The organism is Bacillus sp. z50 (genome assembly GCF_058313585.1).
In genome coordinates, this window is the sequence record NZ_JBZFQL010000003.1 from 59,075 (window position 1) to 82,560 (window position 23,486).

General features: G+C 38.0%; 18 protein-coding genes and 1 riboswitch. Of the genes, 7 read left to right on the forward strand and 11 right to left on the reverse strand.

Annotation, left to right across the window (positions count from 1 at the left end):
- Nucleotides 1–955: 955 nt before the first annotated feature.
- Nucleotides 956–2,101 (reverse strand): glycerate kinase, encoded by a 1,146-nt coding sequence (locus tag AC4G3N_RS09705; RefSeq protein ID WP_066109608.1) that lies wholly within the window; start codon nt 2,099–2,101, stop codon nt 956–958.
- 14 nt (nt 2,102–2,115) lie between these two features.
- Nucleotides 2,116–3,411: a GntP family permease gene (locus tag AC4G3N_RS09710; protein ID WP_066109605.1), complete on the reverse strand. Its 1,296-nt coding sequence runs from the start codon at nt 3,409–3,411 to the stop codon at nt 2,116–2,118.
- Nucleotides 3,412–3,613: 202 nt separating this feature from the next.
- Between AC4G3N_RS09710 and AC4G3N_RS09715 the strand changes: the two genes are divergently transcribed.
- A complete protein-coding gene (locus tag AC4G3N_RS09715; protein ID WP_491090103.1) occupies nt 3,614–4,627 on the forward strand; it encodes a CdaR family transcriptional regulator in 1,014 nt (337 codons plus the stop codon).
- A 1,026-nt stretch (nt 4,628–5,653) separates the two neighbouring features.
- Here AC4G3N_RS09715 and AC4G3N_RS09720 read toward each other — a convergent pair.
- From AC4G3N_RS09720 to AC4G3N_RS09755, 8 genes are all read right to left on the reverse strand, one after another.
- Nucleotides 5,654–7,597, reverse strand: coding sequence for an ABC transporter permease (locus AC4G3N_RS09720; protein ID WP_491090104.1), 1,944 nt, complete (start codon nt 7,595–7,597; stop codon nt 5,654–5,656).
- Nucleotides 7,587–8,348, reverse strand: coding sequence for an ABC transporter ATP-binding protein (locus tag AC4G3N_RS09725; protein WP_491090105.1), 762 nt, complete (start codon nt 8,346–8,348; stop codon nt 7,587–7,589). Before AC4G3N_RS09725 ends, AC4G3N_RS09720 begins: the two co-directional genes overlap by 11 nt.
- A gap of 102 nt (nt 8,349–8,450) precedes the next feature.
- Complete coding sequence (locus tag AC4G3N_RS09730) at nt 8,451–9,458, reverse strand: sensor histidine kinase (protein ID WP_066109593.1); 1,008 nt, start codon at nt 9,456–9,458, stop codon at nt 8,451–8,453.
- Nucleotides 9,455–10,147 (reverse strand): response regulator transcription factor, encoded by a 693-nt coding sequence (locus AC4G3N_RS09735; RefSeq protein ID WP_066109590.1) that lies wholly within the window; start codon nt 10,145–10,147, stop codon nt 9,455–9,457. Before AC4G3N_RS09735 ends, AC4G3N_RS09730 begins: the two co-directional genes overlap by 4 nt.
- A gap of 190 nt (nt 10,148–10,337) precedes the next feature.
- Nucleotides 10,338–11,162, reverse strand: a complete 825-nt coding sequence (locus AC4G3N_RS09740; protein WP_066109587.1) for an undecaprenyl-diphosphate phosphatase — start codon at nt 11,160–11,162, stop codon at nt 10,338–10,340.
- Between the two features lie 349 nt (nt 11,163–11,511).
- Nucleotides 11,512–12,240, reverse strand: a complete 729-nt coding sequence (locus AC4G3N_RS09745) for an amino acid ABC transporter ATP-binding protein (protein ID WP_066109585.1) — start codon at nt 12,238–12,240, stop codon at nt 11,512–11,514.
- A complete protein-coding gene (locus AC4G3N_RS09750; protein ID WP_066109582.1) occupies nt 12,227–13,672 on the reverse strand; it encodes an amino acid ABC transporter substrate-binding protein/permease in 1,446 nt (481 codons plus the stop codon). Before AC4G3N_RS09750 ends, AC4G3N_RS09745 begins: the two co-directional genes overlap by 14 nt.
- Before the next feature lie 679 nt (nt 13,673–14,351).
- A complete protein-coding gene (locus tag AC4G3N_RS09755; protein WP_066109578.1) occupies nt 14,352–16,034 on the reverse strand; it encodes a YrzE family protein in 1,683 nt (560 codons plus the stop codon).
- A 229-nt stretch (nt 16,035–16,263) separates the two neighbouring features.
- A riboswitch (SAM riboswitch) is annotated at nt 16,264–16,375 on the forward strand.
- A gap of 122 nt (nt 16,376–16,497) precedes the next feature.
- On the opposite strand from AC4G3N_RS09755, the gene AC4G3N_RS09760 reads away from it, so the two are divergent.
- The 6 genes from AC4G3N_RS09760 (at nt 16,498) to AC4G3N_RS09785 (ending at nt 22,464) form a co-directional block, all read left to right on the forward strand.
- A complete protein-coding gene (locus AC4G3N_RS09760) occupies nt 16,498–17,517 on the forward strand; it encodes a methionine ABC transporter ATP-binding protein (protein ID WP_066109575.1) in 1,020 nt (339 codons plus the stop codon).
- A 17-nt stretch (nt 17,518–17,534) separates the two neighbouring features.
- Nucleotides 17,535–18,185 carry a methionine ABC transporter permease gene (locus tag AC4G3N_RS09765; RefSeq protein WP_066109774.1) on the forward strand — a complete coding sequence of 217 codons (651 nt, stop codon included), beginning with the start codon at nt 17,535–17,537 and terminating at the stop codon, nt 18,183–18,185.
- A gap of 17 nt (nt 18,186–18,202) precedes the next feature.
- The gene (locus tag AC4G3N_RS09770) at nt 18,203–19,072 is read left to right on the forward strand and encodes a MetQ/NlpA family ABC transporter substrate-binding protein (RefSeq protein ID WP_491090107.1); all 870 of its coding nucleotides are present in this window, start codon (nt 18,203–18,205) and stop codon (nt 19,070–19,072) included.
- 56 nt (nt 19,073–19,128) lie between these two features.
- A complete protein-coding gene (locus AC4G3N_RS09775) occupies nt 19,129–20,337 on the forward strand; it encodes a M20 family metallopeptidase (protein WP_491090108.1) in 1,209 nt (402 codons plus the stop codon).
- A 171-nt stretch (nt 20,338–20,508) separates the two neighbouring features.
- Entirely contained in the window at nt 20,509–21,537 is a 1,029-nt protein-coding gene (galE, locus tag AC4G3N_RS09780; protein ID WP_491090109.1) for a UDP-glucose 4-epimerase GalE, read from the forward strand.
- 138 nt (nt 21,538–21,675) lie between these two features.
- The gene (locus tag AC4G3N_RS09785) at nt 21,676–22,464 is read left to right on the forward strand and encodes a carbon-nitrogen family hydrolase (protein WP_139892045.1); all 789 of its coding nucleotides are present in this window, start codon (nt 21,676–21,678) and stop codon (nt 22,462–22,464) included.
- A gap of 53 nt (nt 22,465–22,517) precedes the next feature.
- Here AC4G3N_RS09785 and AC4G3N_RS09790 read toward each other — a convergent pair whose 3' ends face one another.
- Nucleotides 22,518–23,462 (reverse strand): ABC transporter substrate-binding protein, encoded by a 945-nt coding sequence (locus AC4G3N_RS09790; RefSeq protein ID WP_066109564.1) that lies wholly within the window; start codon nt 23,460–23,462, stop codon nt 22,518–22,520.
- Between the last annotated feature and the right edge of the window lie 24 nt (nt 23,463–23,486).

A 23,486-nucleotide genomic window follows, 5' to 3' on the forward strand; every position in this document is an offset into this window, starting at 1 on the left:
AATATAGGTATAATGGATGTCAAAGTAATCGGTTATTTTGGAGAAGACATGAGAATTTGGTTTGGTATTTCATAAAATAGAATATGCGGAGACTATCAAAAGGGATAAGAGGATTATAAGGACTAAAAAAGAAGATTGGAACAATAACTTATAAACGTTCCTGAAAAGACGAACGATATCTAATTTATCGACTTTGTTACTTATTAAAGAGTTAAGTTGGAAGAAAAGTTCGTTTCATTGCGCGCTTACTCCACTCGCTTTCCGCGGGGAGGAGGGCTTTAGCCTCCTAGGCTGCGCCTTGCTCAGGTCTCAGTCTTTCCTCTACTTCCCGCAGGAGTCGGTGGCTTCCGCTCCATTCCACTAAGTTTAATAATGGTATATAGAACTAACTAATCTATTGAAAACAAATAAAAATCCGAACTATTAGGCGAAATATTTATTAAAATATCACCTAATAGTTCGGATTTATCATTGACTGAAATACTTATGTCCCAGCCTCTTTTATTATTTGTAATGTTAGGAAATACACTAAAGTCTTTCAGATTTGACATAGGTTCCTAACCGCATAGAAATGGTTGTCGGAGGCTTCCGAGATGAGGGTTCTAAAGGTCTTTTGAAGGTGTATTAGGACGTGGCGTTTTTAGTCTTTGTTCCTTTATTAGAGGCCCTTCAGCACTCTAAGTAGTCCGGCTTCAGGGCCTAGGAGCTCGAGTCATAAGCAAAAATCTACGGGAGAAGAACCCTCCCTTCGAGTATTCGTCTTATGCTTTTCGCGGGCCTACAGGATGTAGGTCATGAAGACGTTGCCACAGGACGTGGCGTTTTTAGTCTTCGTTCCGTACTTAGAGGCCCTTCAGCACTCTAAGTAGTCTGGCTTCAGGGCCTAGGAGTTCGGGACATAAGCATAGCCTCTGCGGGGGAAGAACATCCCCTCCGAGCCTCTGTCTTATGCTCCTTACTCCTGATCAAGGCCCTTCAGCACTCTTGCAATATTCTCACAGGTTCTTTCTATGTTTTTAGGGCCGTTTTTTAGGGTTTGGTCTAGGGGTGCGAGTTCTGGGATGATTCCGAAGATGGCATCGATTCCTTTGTCGTAAAGCTCTTCAATACCTTCCCCAATGTATCCGGCAACTGCTATTACTTTTTTGTCAAGTTCTTTTGCAGCTTGCGCGACCCCATAAGGTGTTTTGCCAAATTGCGTTTGATAGTCAATGCCGCCCTCGCCTGTGAACACGTAGTCAGCGTTCTTAAGTTTTTCTCGTAACCCACTGAATTCGATTACAATGTCAATCCCTTTTTGAAGAGTGGCATTTGTAAACAGGAGTAAGCCAGCACCCAGGCCACCAGCAGCTCCAGAGCCTGGGGTGTTCCGAACAGCTTGTCCTAATTGCTGCTCTACCATGTCAGCATAATGCGCTAGATTCTGATCTAGCTGTTTAACCATTTCAGGTGTGGCGCCTTTTTGAGGCCCGAAAACATGAGATGCTCCAGTTTCGCCGCATAAAGGGTTCGTTACATCACAGGCAACTATCATGGTTACATCAGCTAGACGTGTATCTATTTTAGACGTATCAATTGTATGCAATTGATTTAAGTAGCCACCTCCTCTAGGGATATGGTTTCCTTCTTTATCAAGAAACTGAACACCCAGCGCCTCAGCCATACCTGTTCCTCCGTCATTAGTAGCACTGCCGCCAATTCCAATGATGATTTTTTTAATCCCTTTATCTAAACAGGCGCGAATCAATTCACCTGTACCATATGTAGTAGTAATGAGTGGATTTTTTGTTTCTTGGGTGACATAGTGAATACCGCTGGCTTCTGCCATTTCAATAACTGCGGTTTCATGATCCCCCATAATTCCATATCGAGCAGTTACGGGGTTGCCGAGTGGACCTGTAACGTCTAATGAATAGAGAGTGCCGCCTGTTGCATCAATGAGTGACTGGACAGTACCTTCTCCGCCATCTGCCATCGGAACATGGATAAAATCTGCATCTGGATAGACCTTTTTAATACCTGCTTCCATTGCAATGCATACCTCTTTTGCTGTCATGCTTTCCTTAAAAGAATCTGGTGCAAGTACAAACGTTTTGCTCATTGTAACCCCTCCTGTTATAAAATAAATCCGAATAAAATGGTGGCTACAATCGTCATGGTTGCACCGACAATTGCTTCGTAGCCGACTACGGACATCCTTTGTTTAATGGACATGTTCATGCTTTGCGCTGTAACATGAAAATAATTTCCGTGCGGTAATGAATCAATTACTGTTGCACCTGAGTGAACCATAACTGAAGCGGCAAGTGGTGCAACTCCCATGTCTAAAATAGCTTCGCTGAATGATCCTGTGGCAATAATAACGCCAGTAGATGTAGAGGCAGTGGCTGCTGCCATTAAAATACCTGCTATAGGTGCCAGGAATGTACCAGAGATACCGGTAGCTTCAATTAATGAAACAACCTGTGCGGATAGATTGGATTGAGAAATTAATCCTCCGATGGCACCTGCACCAATTAGAATTAACACAGTTACTGTCATTCTATCCAAGCCTGATGCTGTATATTTCAATAAATTTTTTGATTTCCCCATAGCTATTGTTCCAATGATACCTGCAAGGGGGAGAATGTACATAGCATCTACTTTAAAGCTGGATAAGGCCTCTATATTTAAAATTGAACCGATTGGATTAATCATTAATAAGATAATGGCTACTAATGGAGCTACGATTGCTTTATTCAGTGGAGGATAGTTAGCTGAACCATGATCAAGATCCACAACCTCATTATCTGAAACTTTTTCGCCTTTATTTTTGATTAAAGTGGCGATGAGAACAGTTGCGATTAAGCCGAAAATTGCTGGGATAAGACCTGCAATCATTACATCGCTAAGTTCTAAATCAAACCCTCGGGCTGCTGCAATTGTATTCGGGTTTGGCGAGATGATGTTACCCGCTTTTCCTCCTCCGGATAGTGCTAATAATAGAGCAATTTTTGAAATGCCCATTTTATTACCAATTGATAAAGCGATAGGCGCTACAATCAGGACAGCTACAGGGATAAATACCCCAACCGCTGTAATAATCATGGTGGCAAGAGCTAATGCAATGAGAGCCTTCTTTTCCCCTAATTTAGAAACAATAGATTGGGCGATTGTTTCTGCAGCCCCGGATTCCATCATGACACCAGCCAAAACTCCAGCGGCAAGAACACGAATAACAGTCCCCATAACACTTTGAGTGCCGCCAACAAGTATATTGATTGTTTCCTCAAGGTTAGCTCCACCTATTAAACATCCGAGTATGGCTCCTAAAAATAGAGCATACAGCGGGTTCAGCTTTTTTAAGATTAAGATAATGGCTATTGCCAGACCAGCTAAAGCCCCAATCCAACTAATCATAATCCCGTCCATCTTGTAACCTCCTAAGTAGTGTGGAATACGTCTTATTATAGTTTGGTAGCGGTTACAATTCTATTGATGGATAGATGATTTTCTTTGTGCAAACGCACAAAGAAAGTGATGAGAGGTTTGTTAGTTTATAATGGAAATATAGGAGAAGATTTACGGATCATAAGATAAGGCGGTACAGAAATAAAGAAAGGTTTTGTTCACCATGTATCAGTTAACTAATAAACAGGCGCAACATATTGTCGATAAAATGATGGCGGATATTCCATATAATATCAATATTATGAACGAAAAGGGCATCATTATCGGCAGTGGGAGTAAGGACAGAATCGGAACCTTTCATACTGGAGCAGTCCAAGCCCTACGTTTAGGCAGGATGATTACAATAACAGAGGATAATAGGTACGAAAAAAAGGGTACAAATGAACCGATTGTCATTAATCAAAAGATGGTAGGTGTTATTGGGATTAGTGGCGAGCCGGATGAGGTAATCCCTTTTTGCAAACTAGTCAAAACCACAGTCTCTCTGTTAATTGAACAAGAAATCGCGTTGAAGAGTATGGAGGAGATTAGTAAAAAGAAGTCCGCGTTTCTTAAGTTATTAGTAGAAACGAAGTACCAATACTCAGATGAAATAAAAAGGGAAGCCCTGAATTATCAGCTTGATCTGACAAGAAAAACATCTGTCCTGATTGCAAAGCCAAAGCCAAGTCCTAAAAGAATCAATTATCCTGTTTTTGAGGAAGATGAGCATTCCATCATCCTGCTACAGGATAATATCGGAGTCAAACCCTTGGCTGACCTGTTAACTAATGAAAATTCGACTATAAAGATCAGTGTTGGAAGTCATGTAGACACTATTTCTGAGAGCTATCATCAAGCAATCAGTGCTATGCAAATTAGTGAAAAATTAAATCTTCAAAAGAGAGTTATTCATTATATGGATGTATCCTTTTTATCCAGAATCAGCGAGATAGGTATAGATTCGTTTATTAATCACTCCTATATTAAAGGTTCTCTTATCTCTTCGCCGGAATTGCTGGAGACCTTGCAGATCTATATTAATAAGAATGGCAATATGACATTAACATCAAAAGAGTTACATATTCATAGAAATACGCTGCAATATCGTCTGGATAAAATTAAGGAGATAACAAGTAAAGATCCTAAACAAATATTCGAGTTGTTCGAGTTGATCTTTATTATGTTAAAGGATTAAATTCCTCATTCATTTAAACCTAACATTCGGTTAGGTTTTTTTATTGAAGATTGAAGGTCGAATTAATTGGGTGCAGACAGACAAAAGTTTGTGAATAAAATCTAGAAAAAAATTATCAAGATAACAAAACTGTTATAGTCTATATTTTTATAGAGTAATACAGTTTGTGAAATAAATCACATGATTTTGGAAGTGTTTTCATTGCTTTCACAATCATATTTTTCTATGAATACTTGTATACAACTATGTATACCAATAGATTAAACGGTGTGCTTAACAAAATATAAGTGAATAATTTCACAAACTTTTTTTGAAAATTTCACTGGACTGTTATAGTCATTTTGGACTATACTGTATCTGTAAGGTTGAGAAATCAACTTGAAAGATCACTTATTTTTGAAAAGGAGATTGTGAAATTGAAAAGTGTAGTATCAACTTTTGCGCTTAAAGCGGGATCATTATTGTTAGTTTATACAGCAATGCAAATTTTTATGTAATAGGACAATATGTAATTAAAAAGATAGGAGGAGAAGGAATGAAACCATTAGCGATTGTATTTGGATTTAAAGCTGTAACAATGGCGTTAATGTTATTTATGTAATGAACATTGTATGTAGTAATATTTGCTCTTTGTAGGAATGCAAACGTAAAGAAAAAAAGATAGGAGGAAAGGCAGAATGAAAGGATTAGGAATTGTATTTGGACTTAAATTTGTAACAATGGCTCTTGTATTATTTGTTTAATGTAATTAATCATATGCGATATTGGGCTAATATTGAAACAAGGGAGGATCTAATATGAAAGCAATTGTGATAACATTTGTCTCTAAAGTTGCTACTTTAGGAATGGTGTATACTTCATTAAATGCCTTTATCTAAAATGAATAGACAAAGGCAATTAGAGTATGCACCATAAATTTAAATTCCCATCATTAAAACACGCTATTTATAGAATTTTCCTCGAATTATTTTCTTCAAAATGAAAAGAAGGCTCCCGCTATTTAAAGCAAGAGCTCCATAAATAATTTTATAACGATTCTTTTATGATTTTCTTATAATATGAAACAGATAATACTCCAAATATAGAATAGAATACTGTATACAACACCATTACTAGTAACATCGGTGTCCAAATCTCTATTCCAAATAGGAACCAACCTGACTTAACTGCAAAATAGCTATGACAAAGACCTAATATGAGTGGTATTCCAAAATTAAATAATTGTTTTAGCTTAACACCCTTCAAAAGATCCTGTTGGGTAAATCCAAGTTTTCTTAAGATAGAGAAGTTTAACTTTTCGTCCTCACTTTCACCCATTTGTTTAAAGTAAAGAATGCAGCCCGATGTAATAAGGAATGTTAAACCGAGAAATCCGACAATAAACATCGTTAATCCCATTCTTTTTTTGTTATCTTGGATCATGTTAATACGAGATTCATGTGTATCATCCTGAGTAGCTAATTGGTTGAATAGACTATTTGCTTCTGGAAGCTGTTCATTATCTGTGATATCAATCCCAATATAGAGTGAGTCAGCATCCTGGATAGCTGGATCTATATCATCCTTTAATCTTTGAAAAGTAGATTCATCCACAACTACAGCAGGTATACCGCTGATGGTAAAGTTCCAGGAAATCACATAATCCCTATTTAGGCCTGTATATTTTTGGTCAATCGTTATGTTGTTACCTGTTATTTGGATGTTACCTGTGTCTTTAAAATCCAACGTATTTTTCAGCATGTCGCTATACCCGGTGAAATAAGCCTCATGGGTAGATAACTCAACATCGTCAATTGCCTTTTCACTGATAACAGGCATTGGCATAGAATTCAGTCGAAGATCAAGTACATTAAGGCTGGTTTCTATAATTTGCTCAATATTAACTCTCGATTGAATAACGTCAACTTTCTTCTCCTTAAAAGCAATGCCATTTTCACGAAGGACACTTGTAAAATGATCAGCATCTTTTTCATTCATAAAGGAGAAGTTAGCTGGAACATCATTCTTCGCTGTTTTCTCTACTGAATAGAAGGAAATATAGCTTAAGGAGAGTAAACCGATTGCAAGTGCTGAAACAGTTGTGATGATTGTTAATAACATAGCATTCGATTTCAAGCGAAACATGATAGATGAGAGAGAGAGAACCTCATACACATTTAAATAACCATCTTTCTTTTTACGAATACTATTTAAAATAAAGGTCACAGAGCCTTTATAAAACAAATAGGTCCCAACTATCACAGCCCCAAGAATATATAACATTGCTGCTATTAACTCATCGCCAGTAGATAAATCTTCACCGAAAAGTTTAGTTGAAATATAGTATCCAGATCCTATTAAAAAAAGACCAAGTATACCAATTGTGATTTCAAATTTAGATATTTTTTTGACTTTTACTTCAGTGGAAGAAGTTACTCTAAATAATGATAATATAGTTTGTCTTTTAATGAAGAGATAATTTGATAACATGATTAGTAGATAGATCACACTGAACACAATAATAGTTTGGATTAGCGCTTCTCCTGAAAAACGTAGAGCAGCTATATCCTCGACACCAGTTAATTTAATTAGTATAAGCATAATAAGCTTTGAAATGGAGAATCCAATAAAAATACCTACCACCAATGAACCAAAGTAGAGAATCGCATTCTCCATATTTAAAATACGGAATATTTTCGATTTCGTCATACCGATTAACTGGAATAGACCAATTTCTTTGCCCCGCCTTTTAATAAAAATACTATTGGCAAAGAGCAGGAATACAAGTACGATGCTAATGAGCAAAATAGATCCTACTTGAAGTGCAGCCCCTCCTTTTATCGAACCTTTAGCAGCATCCATTGCGGGGTCATACTGCAGAGTAACAAATGAAAAGTAAAGGGCAACGCTGAAAACTAAAGCAAATACATAGAGATAATAGTTGTTTATATTTTTTTTGAGGTTTCTCCATATGAGTGTTTTAACGCTCATCCATAACACCACCCAAGATTCCTTGTGTTTTAATAATTCCTCTGAAAAAGGATTCACGATCTTCTTGGCCCTTAATTAGCTGTGTATAGATTTGTCCATCCTTAATAAAAATAACGCGATTGCAATAACTGGCTGCTATAGGGTCATGTGTAACCAATACAATCGTTGCATTCCTCTTTTGGTTTAATTCACTTAGTTTATTTAACAGATCGGATGCTGATTTAGAATCAAGGGCACCTGTAGGTTCATCGGCAAAAATAATACTTGGTTCATGGATAAACGCTCTTGCTGCAGATGTTCGCTGCTTTTGACCGCCTGAGAGTTCATTTGGGTATTTATCCTTCAGGTCCAGGATGCTAAGATCCTTAGCTACCTCATCAAACTTCTTTATAGCTTCTTTTTTGGATAAGCCGCTAATAGATAATGGTAAAAGAATATTTTCCTTAACGGTTAAGGTATCTAATAGATTGTACTCCTGAAAGATGAAGCCAAGATGATGCTTGCGGAATTCAGCTAATTTCTTTTCCTTCATTGCTGTCATCTCTGTATTATTAATCATGATGGTCCCTGTGCTGACTTTATCAATCGAAGATAATACATTAAGTAAAGTCGTTTTTCCTGAACCGGAGGCGCCCATTATTCCAACAAATTCTCCTGTTTTAATAGTAATATCAATGCCTTTTAGAACCTCTTGCTGATTAAATTTGCTACCAAATGATTTATGGATTTTATGTGCCTCTAATATATTCATATGGAATCGTCTCCCTTTAATTGATACCTTCATTATATAGAGGACGTTCTATTCAAATCCTTCTATTCTCCGAACAAAATAGAAAAGCATGTGACATTCCTGTCACATGCTAATGACCTCAACAAAATCATTCTTCTTTGGAAAGGTAAGCGTAAATCGGGTGCCTTCGTCTAGTTTTGAATCTACTCCAATATCAATCATAAGAGGATTTGCTGCTTTTTTAGCTAGATATAAGCCCATACCTGTCGCAGCATTATCGGTATGTTCCACAGCAGAAGTGTAGCCTTTATCAAAGATACGCGGCAAATCCCTCTGATCAATGCCGCGGCCAAAATCCTGTATGGTTAAAATGATATGTTCATTTGGCAGGGGGCGGCTTGAAATAATAATATCTGAGTCATGACTATATTTGACTGCATTCGTTAATAACTGTCTAATAATAAAGCTCAACCACTTGGCATCACTTACAACCTCGGTAATATCCAGCTGGAGGTCAAAGCCGATTCTTTTCTGGATACACCAACTCTGCAATTCTCTTATTTCTTTATAGACAATTTTACGTAAATCTAAATTCTCTATTAAAAGGTCGTTTTCAATAAATTGAAGTCGCTTTTGGAAAAGTTGAGAATCAAGAAGATGTTGAATTCTCATCCATTCATAGGTTAGCTCAGATTTTGTTCGTTCATCCTCAAGGCGATCAATGATTAAATTCATGGCTGTTAGCGGAGTTTTAACCTCGTGAATCCAGGAGAGTAAGTCATCTTTTTCTTGTTCAATTAAGGTTTGGCTATGTGCAGTTGCATGTTTCAGCTGCTCTGTTTGATTCAGGATACTATTTAGAACAATTCGTTCAATAGGGCTCCTTGCATCCGGCAAAGTGGAGATGTCTAAATCAGTTTCCCGTTTATCTAAACTTCTATAAAATTGCGTTTCAGTTTTATAGCGTATGATAATGAAGATGGTAAATAAAATTACAGATAAAAAGACGATATAAGCAATTGATTGAAAAGGGATAGACTGGTCAATATAAGCCACAAAGAGTATAAATAGATGAATTGATAGGAATAAGATAATCCAGCTTCGTCTTTCAATTAAATAGCTCTTTATCATAAAGAATCAGCCGTCTCTTTTGCCATGTAACCTTGACCTACTTTTGTTTCTATAAAATGTCCGAGTCCAAGTTCATCCAGCCTTTTTCGCAACCGATTCACATTGACCGTTAATGTATTATCGCTGACAAACCGCTCATCATCCCATAAACTGCGAATTAAAGTATCTCTGCTGATAATCTTATTCTTATGATCGATTAACTGCTTTAAAATGTAAATTTCATTCCTTGAAAGCTCTATTGATCCAAGTTCATTTTCAACCGTATTTTTTTCGTAATTAATGGTCGCTCCGCACCAGATTTTCAGCTGTGTTTGATCAGCATTATAATTATAAACTCTTCGTAAAATGGCTTGAATCTTTGCAACTAAAACATCAAAGTTAAAGGGCTTCTGTATAAAATCATCAGCACCAAGTTGCATAGACATCACCATGTCAGTAGGGTGGTCTCTCGATGATAAAAATAAAATGGGTACATTGGAGTGCGTCCGTATCAGCCGGCACCAATGGAAACCGTCAAATTTAGGCAACTGAATATCAATAAGGACTAAGTCAGGCTGAATATCCGTAAATTCATTAAGTACCTCTCCGAAATCTTGAACGCCATATACTTCATAAGACCATTGGGTTAACCTCTCTTTAATTTCTTTAAAAAGGCTGGTGTCATCTTCAATTAATAAAATTTTAAACATAACCATCACCCGTTCTTTATTTATTAGGATTACGAATAGTGGTAAAGTAGCTCGAACTATTTTAGGGTATTAGTTGTTTTGTCATGTAAAGCTCAAAATGTATAGTATATATAAATATAGTGTACTATAAAAACGACTCGCAAATATAAAAAGGAGAACAAGCACCAATGCTTGTTCTCCTTTTTATAAGTTAACCGAAGATAATAACGAGGATTCCTACGATAAAACAGTAAATAGAAAAATAACCTAATTTCCCTTTTTTCATAATATCCATAAACCAACGCAGTGAAAAATAGGAGGCGATGAGGGAAGCTATAAATGCCAATGCATACGGAATCAGCAGTCTTCCTAAATCAGGATCGTTCACCATATCGGATACTGAAAATACCATGCCGCCAAGACTGATTGGGATATATAGAAAAAACGAGAATTTCAACGCAGTTTCACGGTTCATTCCCATAGCCATAGAGGATACGATCGTTGCACCGGAACGGCTGATTCCAGGTATTAAAGCAACAGCCTGTGATAATCCCACAATAATGGCATCCTTAAATGTTAGTTCTCCCTCAGCTTTCCTGCCCTCTAAATTACGGATAAGCCATAAAGCAATACCTGTGATAATCAGCGCAAAGCCAATGACACGTACACCCTTAAAAATAGATGCGATTTGATCCTCAAAGAAAAGACCGATAAATGCAGCTGGAATTGTAGCAACAATTAAGTAAAGAATAAAATAAAAATCCTTTTTCGTGGCGGTAGATTTATCAGAACCTGTTAAATAGGAAAATCCATTTTTAATCAACTTCATTAAATCTGCTCGATAAATAAAGATAACGGCCAGTAGGGACGCAAAGTTTACAAACAACTCAAAGCTTAATCCCGGAATGTTAAGTCCGAAAAAATGCTGAAAGATGACCAAGTGGCCACTTGAAGATACAGGGATAGGTTCAGTAAGACCTTGCAGTAATCCTAAAAAAACAAATTGTATTATTTCAATAAAGCTAATTGAATCCATTTTAACACTCCTATTTTATAGCTTTTACTTTTATTTATTATACTAAAATAATAATATCATTTGGAGAGAACGGTTCGAAACTGGAAAATTCAGAAAGTAAGGGAACTGGATTAATACTAAAGCTTATTTTGCGCGTAATAAAGGTTTTTATGAAAATATTGGAGTGTTTGCATGAAGGGTTGCATGTAACCAGGAAATAGAAGTTTATATCAGAGTAAAGGCAGGATTCATATATATCAGGCCTTTTAGTAACTGCATATATGGATAGTCATTACATCAGCAAGAAGGAGGTTATCAAAATAGAAATACTAAAGGGCACAGTGCTTAAGCACTGTGCCCTAACTTATCCTTATAAAACTTTATCAAGAAAATCCTTAGTTCGTTCATTTTGCGGATTGGAGAAGATTTCTTCAGGTGTTCCTCTTTCCACAACATAACCGCCATCCATAAAGATGACCTGATCAGCTACTTCACGGGCAAAGCCCATTTCATGAGTCACAATTACCATGGTCATACCCTCTTGTGCAAGCTGTTTAATAACATTCAGAACCTCACCGACCATTTCGGGATCAAGTGCACTCGTAGGCTCATCAAACAACATAATGTCAGGGTTCATGGCAAGAGCTCGTGCAATCGCCACACGTTGTTTTTGTCCGCCGGACAGTTGAGCTGGCATGGCATTGGCCTTATCTTCAAGACCCACACGAGCCAATAGCTTTAAGCCGATTTTTTTTGCTTCTTCTTTTGTAGCTTTATTCAGCTCAACAGGAGCCAAAGTAATATTATCTAGTACTGTCATATGCGGGAAGAGATTGAAATGCTGGAATACCATTCCGATATTTTCCCTAACTTTATTAATGTCTGTGTTTTTATCAGTTAAATGTTTATCATCAACTGTTACGTCACCTTCATTTACTTCTTCAAGTAAATTGAGGCAGCGCAGAAGTGTACTTTTACCGGATCCAGAAGGGCCGATTAAGCAGACAACTTCGCCTTCTTTAACCTCAAGACTGATATCCTTTAGTACTTCCAGCTTCCCGTATGATTTTTTTAATCCTTTTACTTTAAGCTTTCCCATTTTGGATCTTCCTTTCCATACGGTTTGATACCTTAGTTAAAATCATAATAATGATAAAGTATATAAACCCTACAATCAGCCACATTTGGAAGGACTCAAGGTTTCTGGCAATAATGATTTTTCCGCTTTGAGTCAATTCATTAATACCAATGATGGATAGGATAGAGGTATCTTTTAATGTAATGATAAATTGGTTAATGATAGATGGAATCATCAGACGGATTGCCTGTGGAAGGATAACCTTTGCCATTGCCTTTTTATATGGAAGACCAAGGCTCCGGGCAGCTTCCATTTGTCCCTTATCAACGGATTCGATACCACCGCGTACAATTTCAGCCATATATGCACCAGCATTTAAGCTTAATGTTATGATACCGGCAGCAACTGCAGATATACGGAAGTCAAGTGCTGCTGGAATACCGAAATAGATAAAGAAAGCTTGAACAATCAGTGGAGTTCCTCTAAAGATATCTACGTAAATGACGCCGATTGCCCTTAAGATTTTGAGATGGGACACACGCATCAGACCAAATATAATACCTAGGATACATGCTATAACAAGAGATACGACAGTCAATATCAGGGTCATTTGAAGACCTTTTAACAGACTTGGCATACTTGATTCTAATAAGCCGAAGAAACCGTTATTAGTATCGGTGCTTTTTTCTGCCTTCAAGTACTTATCCATAATATCCTGATATTCACCGGATTCTTTTAGATTGGCTAGACCTGTATTGAACTGCTCAATCAATTCCGCATTTTGCCCTTTAGCGACAGCAAATCCATAGGAGCCGCCTTTTTCTTTTTCAGTAACGATTTCTAATCCGTTGCCTTGCGTAATCCCATATGCCAGAACTGGGTAATCATCAAAAACAGCTGCAGAGTTACCTGTTTTAACATCGTCATACATATTGGCGGAATCATCAAAGGTTACCGTTTTAAAGCCATATTTATCTTTTATGCTTTCTGCAAAGCTGGCACCTTCTGTACCTGTTTTAATGGCTACCTTTTTTCCTTTTAAATCTTCATAGGATTTAATCTCTTCATTTCCCTCGGCAACCGCCATTACGACACCAGATTCAAAATAGGGATCGGAGAAATCAAATTTCAGTTGTCTTTCATCTGTTATACTCATTCCGGCAATAACGCCGTCTACTTGATTGGACTCTAGTGCTTGTACGGCTGCATTAAATCCAAGCGGCTTAATTTCTACTTCAAACCCTTGATTTTCAGCTATAGCATTGAGTAAATCGATATCTATACCTACAAATTCGCCATTCGTTTCCTGGAATTCAAATGGGGCAAATGTAATATCTGTTGCAATCTCATATTTTTTTCCTTCTGCTTTCGTGTTTAAAGCCGGGAATATAAATGAAGCAATCATGACAATAGCCATTGCTATTAGGAATGTGAATTTTGAAAATTTCTTCATTGTGAACCTCCTTCATATAAGTAACGTTTAAAAACCCTCTATATCCAATTGGGGCGGGTTAAAAGGGATGTTTTAATCTTATAACAGAATGTATGTATCTCTATGAGTATATATAAAGATACGGTTTTTTGGCAATCAATACTTACCAAATAATATTAGATTACTATAAGATTTCCATTTATTTGTTGTGAAGAAAAAGATGTAATAAAGGGTGGAGAAATAAAAAAAGAGCAGTATTATACGTATTTAATCTAATAAAATATATAGAGATTTGTAAATGGAAAGTACTTCCTAAATGTTATGTGAAAATAATCTAACTCACATATTAATACTGATTATGTATGGAAAACAGCTGAGAATGCTTTAACCATGTAAGTGTATCTTAAGCAAATTTTAGTTCTGAAGAATGAATTCTAAAGTATATTTCCATTTGTGCTCTAATTCTTTTGGAACTACATCCAGTATGGGTATTGATCTATAGAATTTAACTCCAAAGCCCTCCTCTTAATAATGTAAACACTACCTATTATGAGTATTTATGACTAATTTTATTTACCCTATTCAACACGATTCTAACTATATATTTAACAATAATTTAAATATGGGTAATAAAATTAGTCCAGTTGTTAAAAAATAGATCAATCCTCGAGTGAGGATGATCTATTTTCTTCAGTATATATTATTGTAAATTCTTAATTGTAATACCGTTAACAGGTAAAAAGTTTTCCCCGGTATCCAGGTACGTTACAGATACCTCATCGTTTTCCTGCAGATATATGATCAAAGGATCCTTTTCAGAGGACATATTGTAGCTTTGTCCATTATCCAGAAGGAACGAAACGACGGTATATTCACCTGATTTTTCTTTATAGACTCTGATAACTTTCCCATCGATTTTCTTCTCAACACTTGTGGAGGTGCCGTTAACCGTTCCGCCGCCTTTTTGAAGTGCTGTTTTGTATAGCTTTAAGGCTTCATTTGGCGTTGACCCATATGCTGTTATTTCAGGATTGGCAGCAGATACAATGAAATAATTTTGTAGGAATCCATTTGAATCCAGGACTCCTGTTAACCAACTGGCTTCACCGTAAAAATTATAGATGATGGGCATTTCTCCTTCCCATTTCTTTTCTATAAACTTCTTCTCGATAATTTGCAGGGCACCCTGTGAATCCATGTAGGATTCCTCCATATTACCTGTATAATAGACAGCTTTACCTGTCCTGGAATTTGTGAGCGCATAGCCGAGCATAGAATCGACGCCTTCTTTAGGACTCGTGAAATCAGTGAAATAATACATATCTCCATTTTCATCAAAGATCGGACTTACATTCGCTTCGGTACCCTCATCAGAAGGCAGTTTAACATCTGATTTTCCAAATAGGCTGTTCCAATAGCCATGAATATAATTTCCGAAGTAGCTGTTTTGTGTACTGACGACTTCTGGTGCAACGGCACCATCAATAAATTCGGGCGCTTCAGAAAGGGAATAAGAGTTGGACTTCCCAGTTTTGGCATCCATCACCACAACACCTTTTACCTTAAAGCCATTTCTGGCAGAGACAAAATCACCATAAGAGCGAATATAAAATGGCGTGCCATTATCATCTACTTCAAGCTGTGAATCCCCATAGAATATGTAGGATGGATACTGTAGACGAATACGGCGCTCTGTTTCTTTATTGAAGAATGCAGAAGGAGTGTAGATCATTTCTGCATCAACAAATTTTGGGTTGGCTGATGAATCTGTAGCACTCAATATAAAGTAACCAGGAGTTTCTTTCCCTTTCAGCCATTTGAAGAATCCTGAAAATTCGACTGGAGCAATATAAACATACTCACCATCTACTTTTTGGATTTGTAAATTCCCTAATTCGTAGTAGCTCGTATTTGGTACCTGGCCAAATGCTTTTTTCATTTTATTGCGCGCGTATTGAGGAGGCACGCTGGCCGGCTTTTTATTTTCATCAAATGTTTGAATTTCTTCTTTGATGTCCATTTTAGCTATAGTATACTTTTCATCGGCATTGAACAGAAATGCCGTTAAAAAATAGAGACCGACAAGCAAACTACCTGCAAATAAAATACCCTTAATGGTTCTCTCCATACCCGTAGCAAGCATTGAACCCAGCAAGGTTAGTATGATGACAAAAATCCAAAGAGAAGAGATAGTTTGATCCAATAGGGTGAAGTAATAAAATAAAAATGCTCCAATCGTGATTAATGCAGCTAAGCTGACAAAAACAAGCAGTTTTGTTTTCCCCTTCATATGGATACGTAATTTTTCATTATTTTTGAATGGCACAAGAATAAGTGCCGATATAATCCCAATGATAATGGAATAGATGAAGATATTTCCCACAAAGTACCCCTCCTTATTTTTTCTATAATTTACCTTAATATCCTATACGAATAACTGACCAAAATGATTCATGAATTGGAAATATTCATGAATTTTAGTTGCTGTAACTTGATTTAGGATATTCTTTATTATAAATCAAAAATATTTTAAATATTATAAATTATTATTGACATTGCTAAACAAGATAGGATATAGTTGGAAACATCAAATTTAATTGAATAGCAAGCGATTCTTATCGAGAGAAGTGGAGGGATTTGGCCCTATGATACTTCGGCAGCGGATTTTTACTATGGTAAAAATACTGTGCTAATTCCAACAAACATCTGTTTGAGAGATAAGAGGAAGCTTTAAGCGAACATATTTCTACTTGTCTTTTTATGTATATGTTCATACAAAGCCTCTTCTGTCTAATGACAGAAGGGGCTTTTTGCATTTCGAATTTTTTAGGCCTGGAGGAGAGAACATGATTGAGTTTCGAAACATAAAAAAGTCATATCAAGCAAATGGTCAAAGCGTAGATGCTCTGAGAGGCGTTCATTTAACGGTTGAAAAAGGGGATATTTTTGGAGTGGTAGGATACAGCGGGGCCGGGAAAAGTACACTTTTGCGTTTAGTTAATATGCTTGAACGGCCTACTGAGGGGGAGGTCCTTGTGAATGGTAAATCGTTTGCCAGTCTCAAAGCAAAGGAATTAAGGGCAGAGAAAAAGAAAATCGGGATGATCTTTCAACATTTCAATTTACTTCAATCTAAGACGGTATTTGATAATGTAGCGATTCCATTGATACTATCCGGCGTTCGTAAAGAAACGATTCAAAATAGAGTTCGAGAATTACTGGAGTTCGTGGGGTTATCAGCTAAGGGTCGAAGTTACCCGGATGAATTGTCAGGGGGACAGAAGCAGAGGGTTGGAATTGCGAGAGCTCTGGCCACGAATCCATCTATCCTGCTATGTGACGAAGCTACATCGGCATTGGATCCGCAGACGACCAGGGATGTTTTAGAGCTATTGAAAAAAATAAACCGAGAATACAATATAACAATTTTGCTTATTACACATGAAATGTCGGTGATTAAAGAGATATGCAATAAGGTCGCTGTCATGGAAAATGGGAGGGTTGTTGAGCAGGGGCCTGTTCTTGATATTTTTTCCAAGCCAACCACTGAGGTTGCCAAGCGGTTTGTTAGAACAGTCATTCACGACGAGATTCCGCAGAGCTTTTTGAAATCCTTAAAGGAGAATAAACCAGCAGTTTGGAAACTTAATTTTTTGGGATCTTCGTCTGGCAAGCATCTACTTTCAACAGTGGCGAAAAGTTTTGATGTCCATTTAAGTGTTCTTTCTGCCAATATTTCTGAAATACAGGAAACCCCTTTTGGGAATTTAATCGTTGAGGTCATCGGTGAAACAGAAGAAATAAAGAAGGCGATCCAATACATAGAGAGTGAGGATGTGCTCTTGCAGGAGGTTAAGCTATCATGAATGAACAGTTTTTAGGAATGGAAATTACACTTGAACAGTTACTGATTGGATTCAGTGACACACTCTATATGGTTTTCTTCTCCTTACTATTCGCGGCCGTGATTGGATTGCCTTTAGGGATTTTACTCGTCATAACGAGAAAGGGTCACATTCTGGAGAATAAGTGGGTGTTTAATATATTGAACCCAATCATTAATATTTTACGCTCGGTTCCCTTCATTATTTTATTGGTGGCTTTGATTCCATTTACACGATTGGTTGTTGGATCGGCGATTGGAACGAATGCCGCCATTGTACCGCTTGTATTTTATGCAGGTCCTTATATTGCCAGATTGGTTGAAAATTCATTATTGGAAGTTGATAAGGGAATTATTGAAGCAGCTCAGTCAATGGGCGCGACTGAATGGCAGATCATTTTTCGGTTTTTAATACCAGAGGGACTTAGCTCTCTTGTTTTAACCTTTACAACAGCAACTATTGGGCTGGTTGGAGCCTCAGCAATGGCAGGGGCAGTAGGAGCTGGAGGAGTTGGAGATCTTGCCCTCACCTATGGTTATCAGAGGTTTGACACTAACACCATGATTGTAACCGTTGCGGCACTGGTAATCATTGTACAGCTTTTACAATCCATAGGTAATACGCTGGCTAGAAAAATAAGAAGACGATAAAGAAGGAGATGGAAAAAATGAAAAAACTTTTTCTTACTATTTTAATAATTGCATGTACTGTCGTAACAGCAGCATGTGGAAGCGATTCGAAAGGCAGTGCAAAAGAGGGCAGCTCTACCATTAAGGTTGGAGTAAGCAGCGGAGACACAAGAATATGGGATTATATTGCTGAACTCGCTAAGGAGAAGGGGCTCAATATAGAGCTTGTAAAGTTCAGTGATTATATTTTGCCGAATACAGCTCTAAATGATGGCGAAGTGGATGCTAACGCATTCCAGACCATTTCTTACTTTGAAGAACAAGTGGAAGAAAGAAAATTAGATCTTGAGCCACTAAGCTCTACTGTTATTGCACCAATGGGAATCTACTCAAATAAGCATAAGGATTTAAAGGAATTGCCTGATGGGGCTAAAATTGCTGTCCCTAATGAAGGTACAAATCTTGGCCGAGCGCTACTTCTTTTGCAGGAGGCTGGCTTCATTACACTAACAGATAATTTTGATGGAATAGGCTCTTTGGAAAAAATTAAATCAAATCCAAAAAATATTAACCTCGAACTGGTAGCTGCCGGGAATACACCGCGTTTTCTTGAGGATGTAGATGCATCTATTATTAACAATAACTTTGCAGTTGAAGCAGGATTGACATTAAAAGATGCCTTGTTCCATGAAAGTGCAACGGCCAAACCATACATTAATATTATCGCTATAAAAAAAGGGGATAAAGACCGCGCTGAGCTAAAAAAACTGGTAGACATCTATCATTCCGAGGAAGTGGAGGACTTTATCCTTAAAACATTTAAAGGGAATACCATTCCAGCTTTTGTTTCAATAGAAGAATTGGTTAATTATCAGGATGCCTGGACCAGCCCGGCAGTCGATCAATGAATTACTTCGGATACTAACATAGGTATAAGACTATTAGAGAGATTGGAGGCAGAGCAATGATTAAAAACGGAGGTCGCATTTTTCATAAAGATATTATCAATGGATATATTGATCAGCAGAAGAACAAATATATAAATATAAGCCACCAAATTCATGCAAATCCCGAAATAGGGAATGAGGAATTTTTTGCATCTGCAACACTGACCAAGGTATTAATCGATGCTGGCTTTGAGGTAACAAATGATATTGCCGGTCATGAAACTGGATTTATAGCGAGGAAGTCATCCTCAAAGCCGGGGCCTACGATAGCTTTTCTTGCCGAGTATGATGCGCTTCCTGGCCTTGGCCATGCGTGCGGCCATAATATCATTGGCATCACCAGCGTAGCGGCTGGAATTTCGCTTGGTTTAGTACTGGAGGAAATAGGGGGAACGGTACTTGTTTACGGTACCCCGGCAGAAGAAGGGGGACAAAATGGAAGTGCGAAGGGTAGTTATGTAAAGCATCAATTGTTTGACGGTGTGGATGCAGCTATTATCATTCATCCTTCCGGTCAAACGAGAACAACTCAGCCTTTCTTGGCTGTTAATCCCCTTGACTTTCATTTTTATGGGAAACCGGCGCATGCTGCGGCAGCACCAGAGGAAGGGATTAATGCACTTGATGCGGTCATCCAATTATTTAATGGGATTGGCGCATTGAGACAGCAGCTGCCGACAGATATAAGGGTTCATGGCATTATTCCAAATGGAGGAGATGCGCCTAATATCATTCCTGATTATGCCTCTGCAAGATTCTATATTAGAGCGGCAACTTGGAAAAGTTGTGAGGAAATATCGGAAAGGATTATTCAGATTGCTAAAGGTGCGGCATTGGCAACCGGAGCTGATGTGAAAATAGAAAGATTTCAAAATGAAGTTCATGATTTCGTTCTGAACACGGCTCTTGATGAGGTAATTCGAGAAGAACTGGCAGCTCTAGGTGAGGAGGTTGTACAGGATACGCGGAATGCATCCGGTTCAACAGATGCAGGAAATGTAAGCCATGTTGTTCCGACAGCGCATCCTTATATCAAAATTGGTCCGAATGATTTAATAGCCCACACAGAAGAGTTTAGAGAATGTGCTATATCTGAGCTTGGAGACCAAGCTGTCATTATTGGTGCAAAAGCCTTGGCTAATACAGGTTATCGCCTTCTGACAGATCAGTCGTTACTGCAAAAGATTAAAGATGAATTCCTTAAAGCTAAAACAAGTGATATTTAAACAAGCCTAAAAATCGACTCGCGGCAATATAAATTGAGTATCCACTGCCCTGTTCTTCTTTTAATATTTTTAATTCATAAAGAAATTAGATACCACATAATTCTAAATAAGGTAAAATTAGTGTGTGTATTTCTGATTACCAATCGTGAGAAACAGGGGAGTGGATCATGGATGGCGATACTCATTACAGGTGGTGCTGGTTATATAGGCAGCCATGCGGCGGTTGAATTCTTAAAAGCGGGTTATGATATTGTGGTGCTGGATAATTTCTCTAATAGTCATGTGGAAGCAATTGAAAGAGTGAAAGAGTTAGCTGGTAGGAAATTTCCTTTCTATAATATAGATTTAGTAGATAAGGAAGCTATTGACCAATTGTTTGCAAAATATGATTTTGATTCAGTTGTCCATTTTGCCGGTTTAAAAGCAGTTGGTGAGTCCATTTCAATGCCTCTGAGATATTATGAAAATAATGTGACGGGTACCATCAGACTATGTGAAGTTATGGCGAAGCATCAGGTGAAGAAGCTGGTATTCAGTTCCTCTGCCACTGTATATGGTATGCCGGATCGGGTACCGATTGATGAGTCCTTTCCATTATCAGCAACCAATCCATATGGACGTTCAAAATTAATGATAGAGGAAATTCTGTGTGACTTGCATGTTTCCGATCCAGCATGGAGTATCGCTTTGCTGAGGTACTTCAACCCTATAGGAGCTCATGAATCAGGAAGAATCGGTGAGAATCCAAGTGGTATTCCCAATAATTTAATGCCATATATCACACAGGTTGCCATTGGAAAAAGAGATAAATTATCCGTTTTTGGCAGCGATTATGAAACTCATGATGGTACGGGTGTCCGCGACTATATCCATGTAGTCGATTTAGTGAAGGGCCATTTGAAGGCATTGGAATATCTGCAGGGTAGATCCGGAGTAGAAGCATTTAACCTTGGAACAGGAAACGGATACAGTGTCCTGGACCTGGTGGATGCGTTCGCGAGTGTTAGCGGAAGGAAAATCCCTTACGAATTAGTGGAACGGAGGCCCGGTGATGTGGCTGTTAGTTACGCTGATTCCGTAAAGGCCGCAAAGGTACTGGTCTGGAAAGCAGAAAAGAGTCTGAAGGATATGTGCGCAGATTCATGGAAATGGCAAAGGCAAAATCCGAATGGTTATGATCAGACAATTATAAATTCTTAGTGGAGAATTGGATGATGGAGTTGATGATTAAGCCCGATTCCATTTTCATTTACATATTGGGTAAACAGATAGCATCAAAGTTGCTATCAGCCATGTATTGAAATAACCTATTTAATAGAAGAGAGAGGGGGAAGCCACCTGAAAATCGCCTGTGTACAAATGGATATCGAGTATGGAAAGCCAAATGAAAATTTTAAGCATGTAACAGAGTCTATATCTGAGGCGGCCCAGAATGGTGCGGATTGTATTGTGCTACCTGAAATGTGGAATACAGGCTATGCACTGCAACAGCTGGGGGATCTTGCTGATCTTGAAGGAAAGGAAACGATTAAGCTACTTTCCTCACTGGCCTTAAAGTACAATGTCAATATTGTTGGCGGCTCTGTTTCTGTGAAAACCTCAAAAGGGTATTTTAATAGAATGTATGTATTCAATCGCTTTGGAGAGGTCATATCTGAGTATGATAAAGCTCATCTTTTTAACGTAATGGATGAACATCAATATCTTATAGCGGGACAAAAAGAGAATTTATTTAAGATAGATGGGAACATGAGCGGAGGCCTGATTTGCTATGATATCCGCTTTCCCGAATGGGTAAGAAAACATGCTTTGGCGGGAGCAAAGCTTATATTCGTAGTGGCAGAATGGCCGGAAGCAAGAGTGGATCATTGGGTAACGCTCTTGAAGGCACGAGCCATAGAAAACCAGCTATTTATTATAGCTGTCAACCGAGTCGGAAAAGATCCTAATAACACATTCGGCGGGTTTTCCATGGTTATCAATCCATGGGGCGATACAATTGCAATTGGTTCTACAGCAGAATCTATCCTTTATGCTGACTTAAACATACAGGAAGTCGATCAGGTACGAACTCGCATCTCCGTTTTTGAGGACCGAAGAGAGGATTTATATAATAGAAAAAAGTAAGCTTCAGACATACAATAAAAAGGAGACTCTTAAAAAAGAGCCTCCTTTGTTTATTATTTAGTTAAGGAATCTAGTACCAAATCGATTGTTTTAGCATTGGCCGTTTTAGCATTGGTTGTCCAGTTGCTGGAATCTTCAAATGTATAAACATTTCCTTTTTGGACAGCCGGAATGGATCTATAAATAGAGCTGTTTTCCAATGTTTCCATTCCTGGTTCGCCGCTCGCTGCAGCAATAAAGAGGTGGTCTGCATCCAAATCCGCTAATGCCTCAAGTGAAGTGCCCTGCCATGTTGCCTGTGCTTCACCAAGTTTACTAATATAAGTTGGCATCTTAATTCCTAAATCATTATAGAGTACATTTGAAGCGTAACGATCACCCTCGAAAACAAAGTACTGACCGCCTGTTACCCAAATCAGAGCGGCAGACTCATCTCCGATTTTCTCTTTAACTGCTGTTTTAGCTTCCGCAGCTTTATCCTCATAGTCTTGAATTGCTTTTTTTGCCTGATCTTCTTTACCGAACAACTCGCCCATTTTTGTCAGTAAAGTTCTCCAGTCAGCAGCATCTTCTTCCTTAAATACATAGGTTGGAGCTACTTTTTTGTATTCCTCATACTGGCCTTCCTGAATAGCAGCTTCAGATTCGAACATAATTAAGTCTGGTTCCGCTTCGATCACATCTTCTATCGGCATATCCCATGAAATCAAAGGAACATCCTTAAGTTCATCCTGTAAATAATTATGAACAGTTGTACCGATTGACCATTGAGCAGCAGGTTTAATGCCCAAAGTGACTAAATAATCCTCTAAATTTGGTGCCAGTATTCTTTTAGGGTCTTTAGGGAAGCTCATTTCACCGATTGCATCTGTAACCTTCTTGTCAGACTGCTCCTTGTTAGAAGTATCATTGTCATCATTTGAGCCACAGGCTGCAAGCAATAATACTGCACACAGCATGAATACCAGAAGACGTGTGTATTTATTATTTATTACCATTGCTATATCCTCCTTTAGTATGTA

What these genes read in the sequence shown, in the direction of transcription:
- AC4G3N_RS09745 (WP_066109585.1), bottom strand. Translation starts at nt 12,240, where the DNA reads ATGGGAAAGCTTAAAGTAAAAGGATTAAAAAAATCATACGGGAAGCTG.
- AC4G3N_RS09730 (WP_066109593.1), bottom strand. Translation starts at nt 9,458, where the DNA reads ATGATAAAGAGCTATTTAATTGAAAGACGAAGCTGGATTATCTTATTC.
- AC4G3N_RS09770 (WP_491090107.1), top strand. Translation starts at nt 18,203, where the DNA reads ATGAAAAAACTTTTTCTTACTATTTTAATAATTGCATGTACTGTCGTA.
- galE (WP_491090109.1), top strand. Translation starts at nt 20,509, where the DNA reads ATGGCGATACTCATTACAGGTGGTGCTGGTTATATAGGCAGCCATGCG.
- AC4G3N_RS09710 (WP_066109605.1), bottom strand. Translation starts at nt 3,411, where the DNA reads ATGGACGGGATTATGATTAGTTGGATTGGGGCTTTAGCTGGTCTGGCA.
- AC4G3N_RS09790 (WP_066109564.1), bottom strand. Translation starts at nt 23,462, where the DNA reads ATGGTAATAAATAATAAATACACACGTCTTCTGGTATTCATGCTGTGT.
- AC4G3N_RS09750 (WP_066109582.1), bottom strand. Translation starts at nt 13,672, where the DNA reads ATGAAGAAATTTTCAAAATTCACATTCCTAATAGCAATGGCTATTGTC.
- AC4G3N_RS09740 (WP_066109587.1), bottom strand. Translation starts at nt 11,162, where the DNA reads ATGGATTCAATTAGCTTTATTGAAATAATACAATTTGTTTTTTTAGGA.
- AC4G3N_RS09775 (WP_491090108.1), top strand. Translation starts at nt 19,129, where the DNA reads ATGATTAAAAACGGAGGTCGCATTTTTCATAAAGATATTATCAATGGA.
- AC4G3N_RS09765 (WP_066109774.1), top strand. Translation starts at nt 17,535, where the DNA reads ATGGAAATTACACTTGAACAGTTACTGATTGGATTCAGTGACACACTC.
- AC4G3N_RS09715 (WP_491090103.1), top strand. Translation starts at nt 3,614, where the DNA reads ATGTATCAGTTAACTAATAAACAGGCGCAACATATTGTCGATAAAATG.
- AC4G3N_RS09760 (WP_066109575.1), top strand. Translation starts at nt 16,498, where the DNA reads ATGATTGAGTTTCGAAACATAAAAAAGTCATATCAAGCAAATGGTCAA.
- AC4G3N_RS09705 (WP_066109608.1), bottom strand. Translation starts at nt 2,101, where the DNA reads ATGAGCAAAACGTTTGTACTTGCACCAGATTCTTTTAAGGAAAGCATG.
- AC4G3N_RS09735 (WP_066109590.1), bottom strand. Translation starts at nt 10,147, where the DNA reads ATGTTTAAAATTTTATTAATTGAAGATGACACCAGCCTTTTTAAAGAA.
- AC4G3N_RS09725 (WP_491090105.1), bottom strand. Translation starts at nt 8,348, where the DNA reads ATGAATATATTAGAGGCACATAAAATCCATAAATCATTTGGTAGCAAA.
- AC4G3N_RS09720 (WP_491090104.1), bottom strand. Translation starts at nt 7,597, where the DNA reads ATGAGCGTTAAAACACTCATATGGAGAAACCTCAAAAAAAATATAAAC.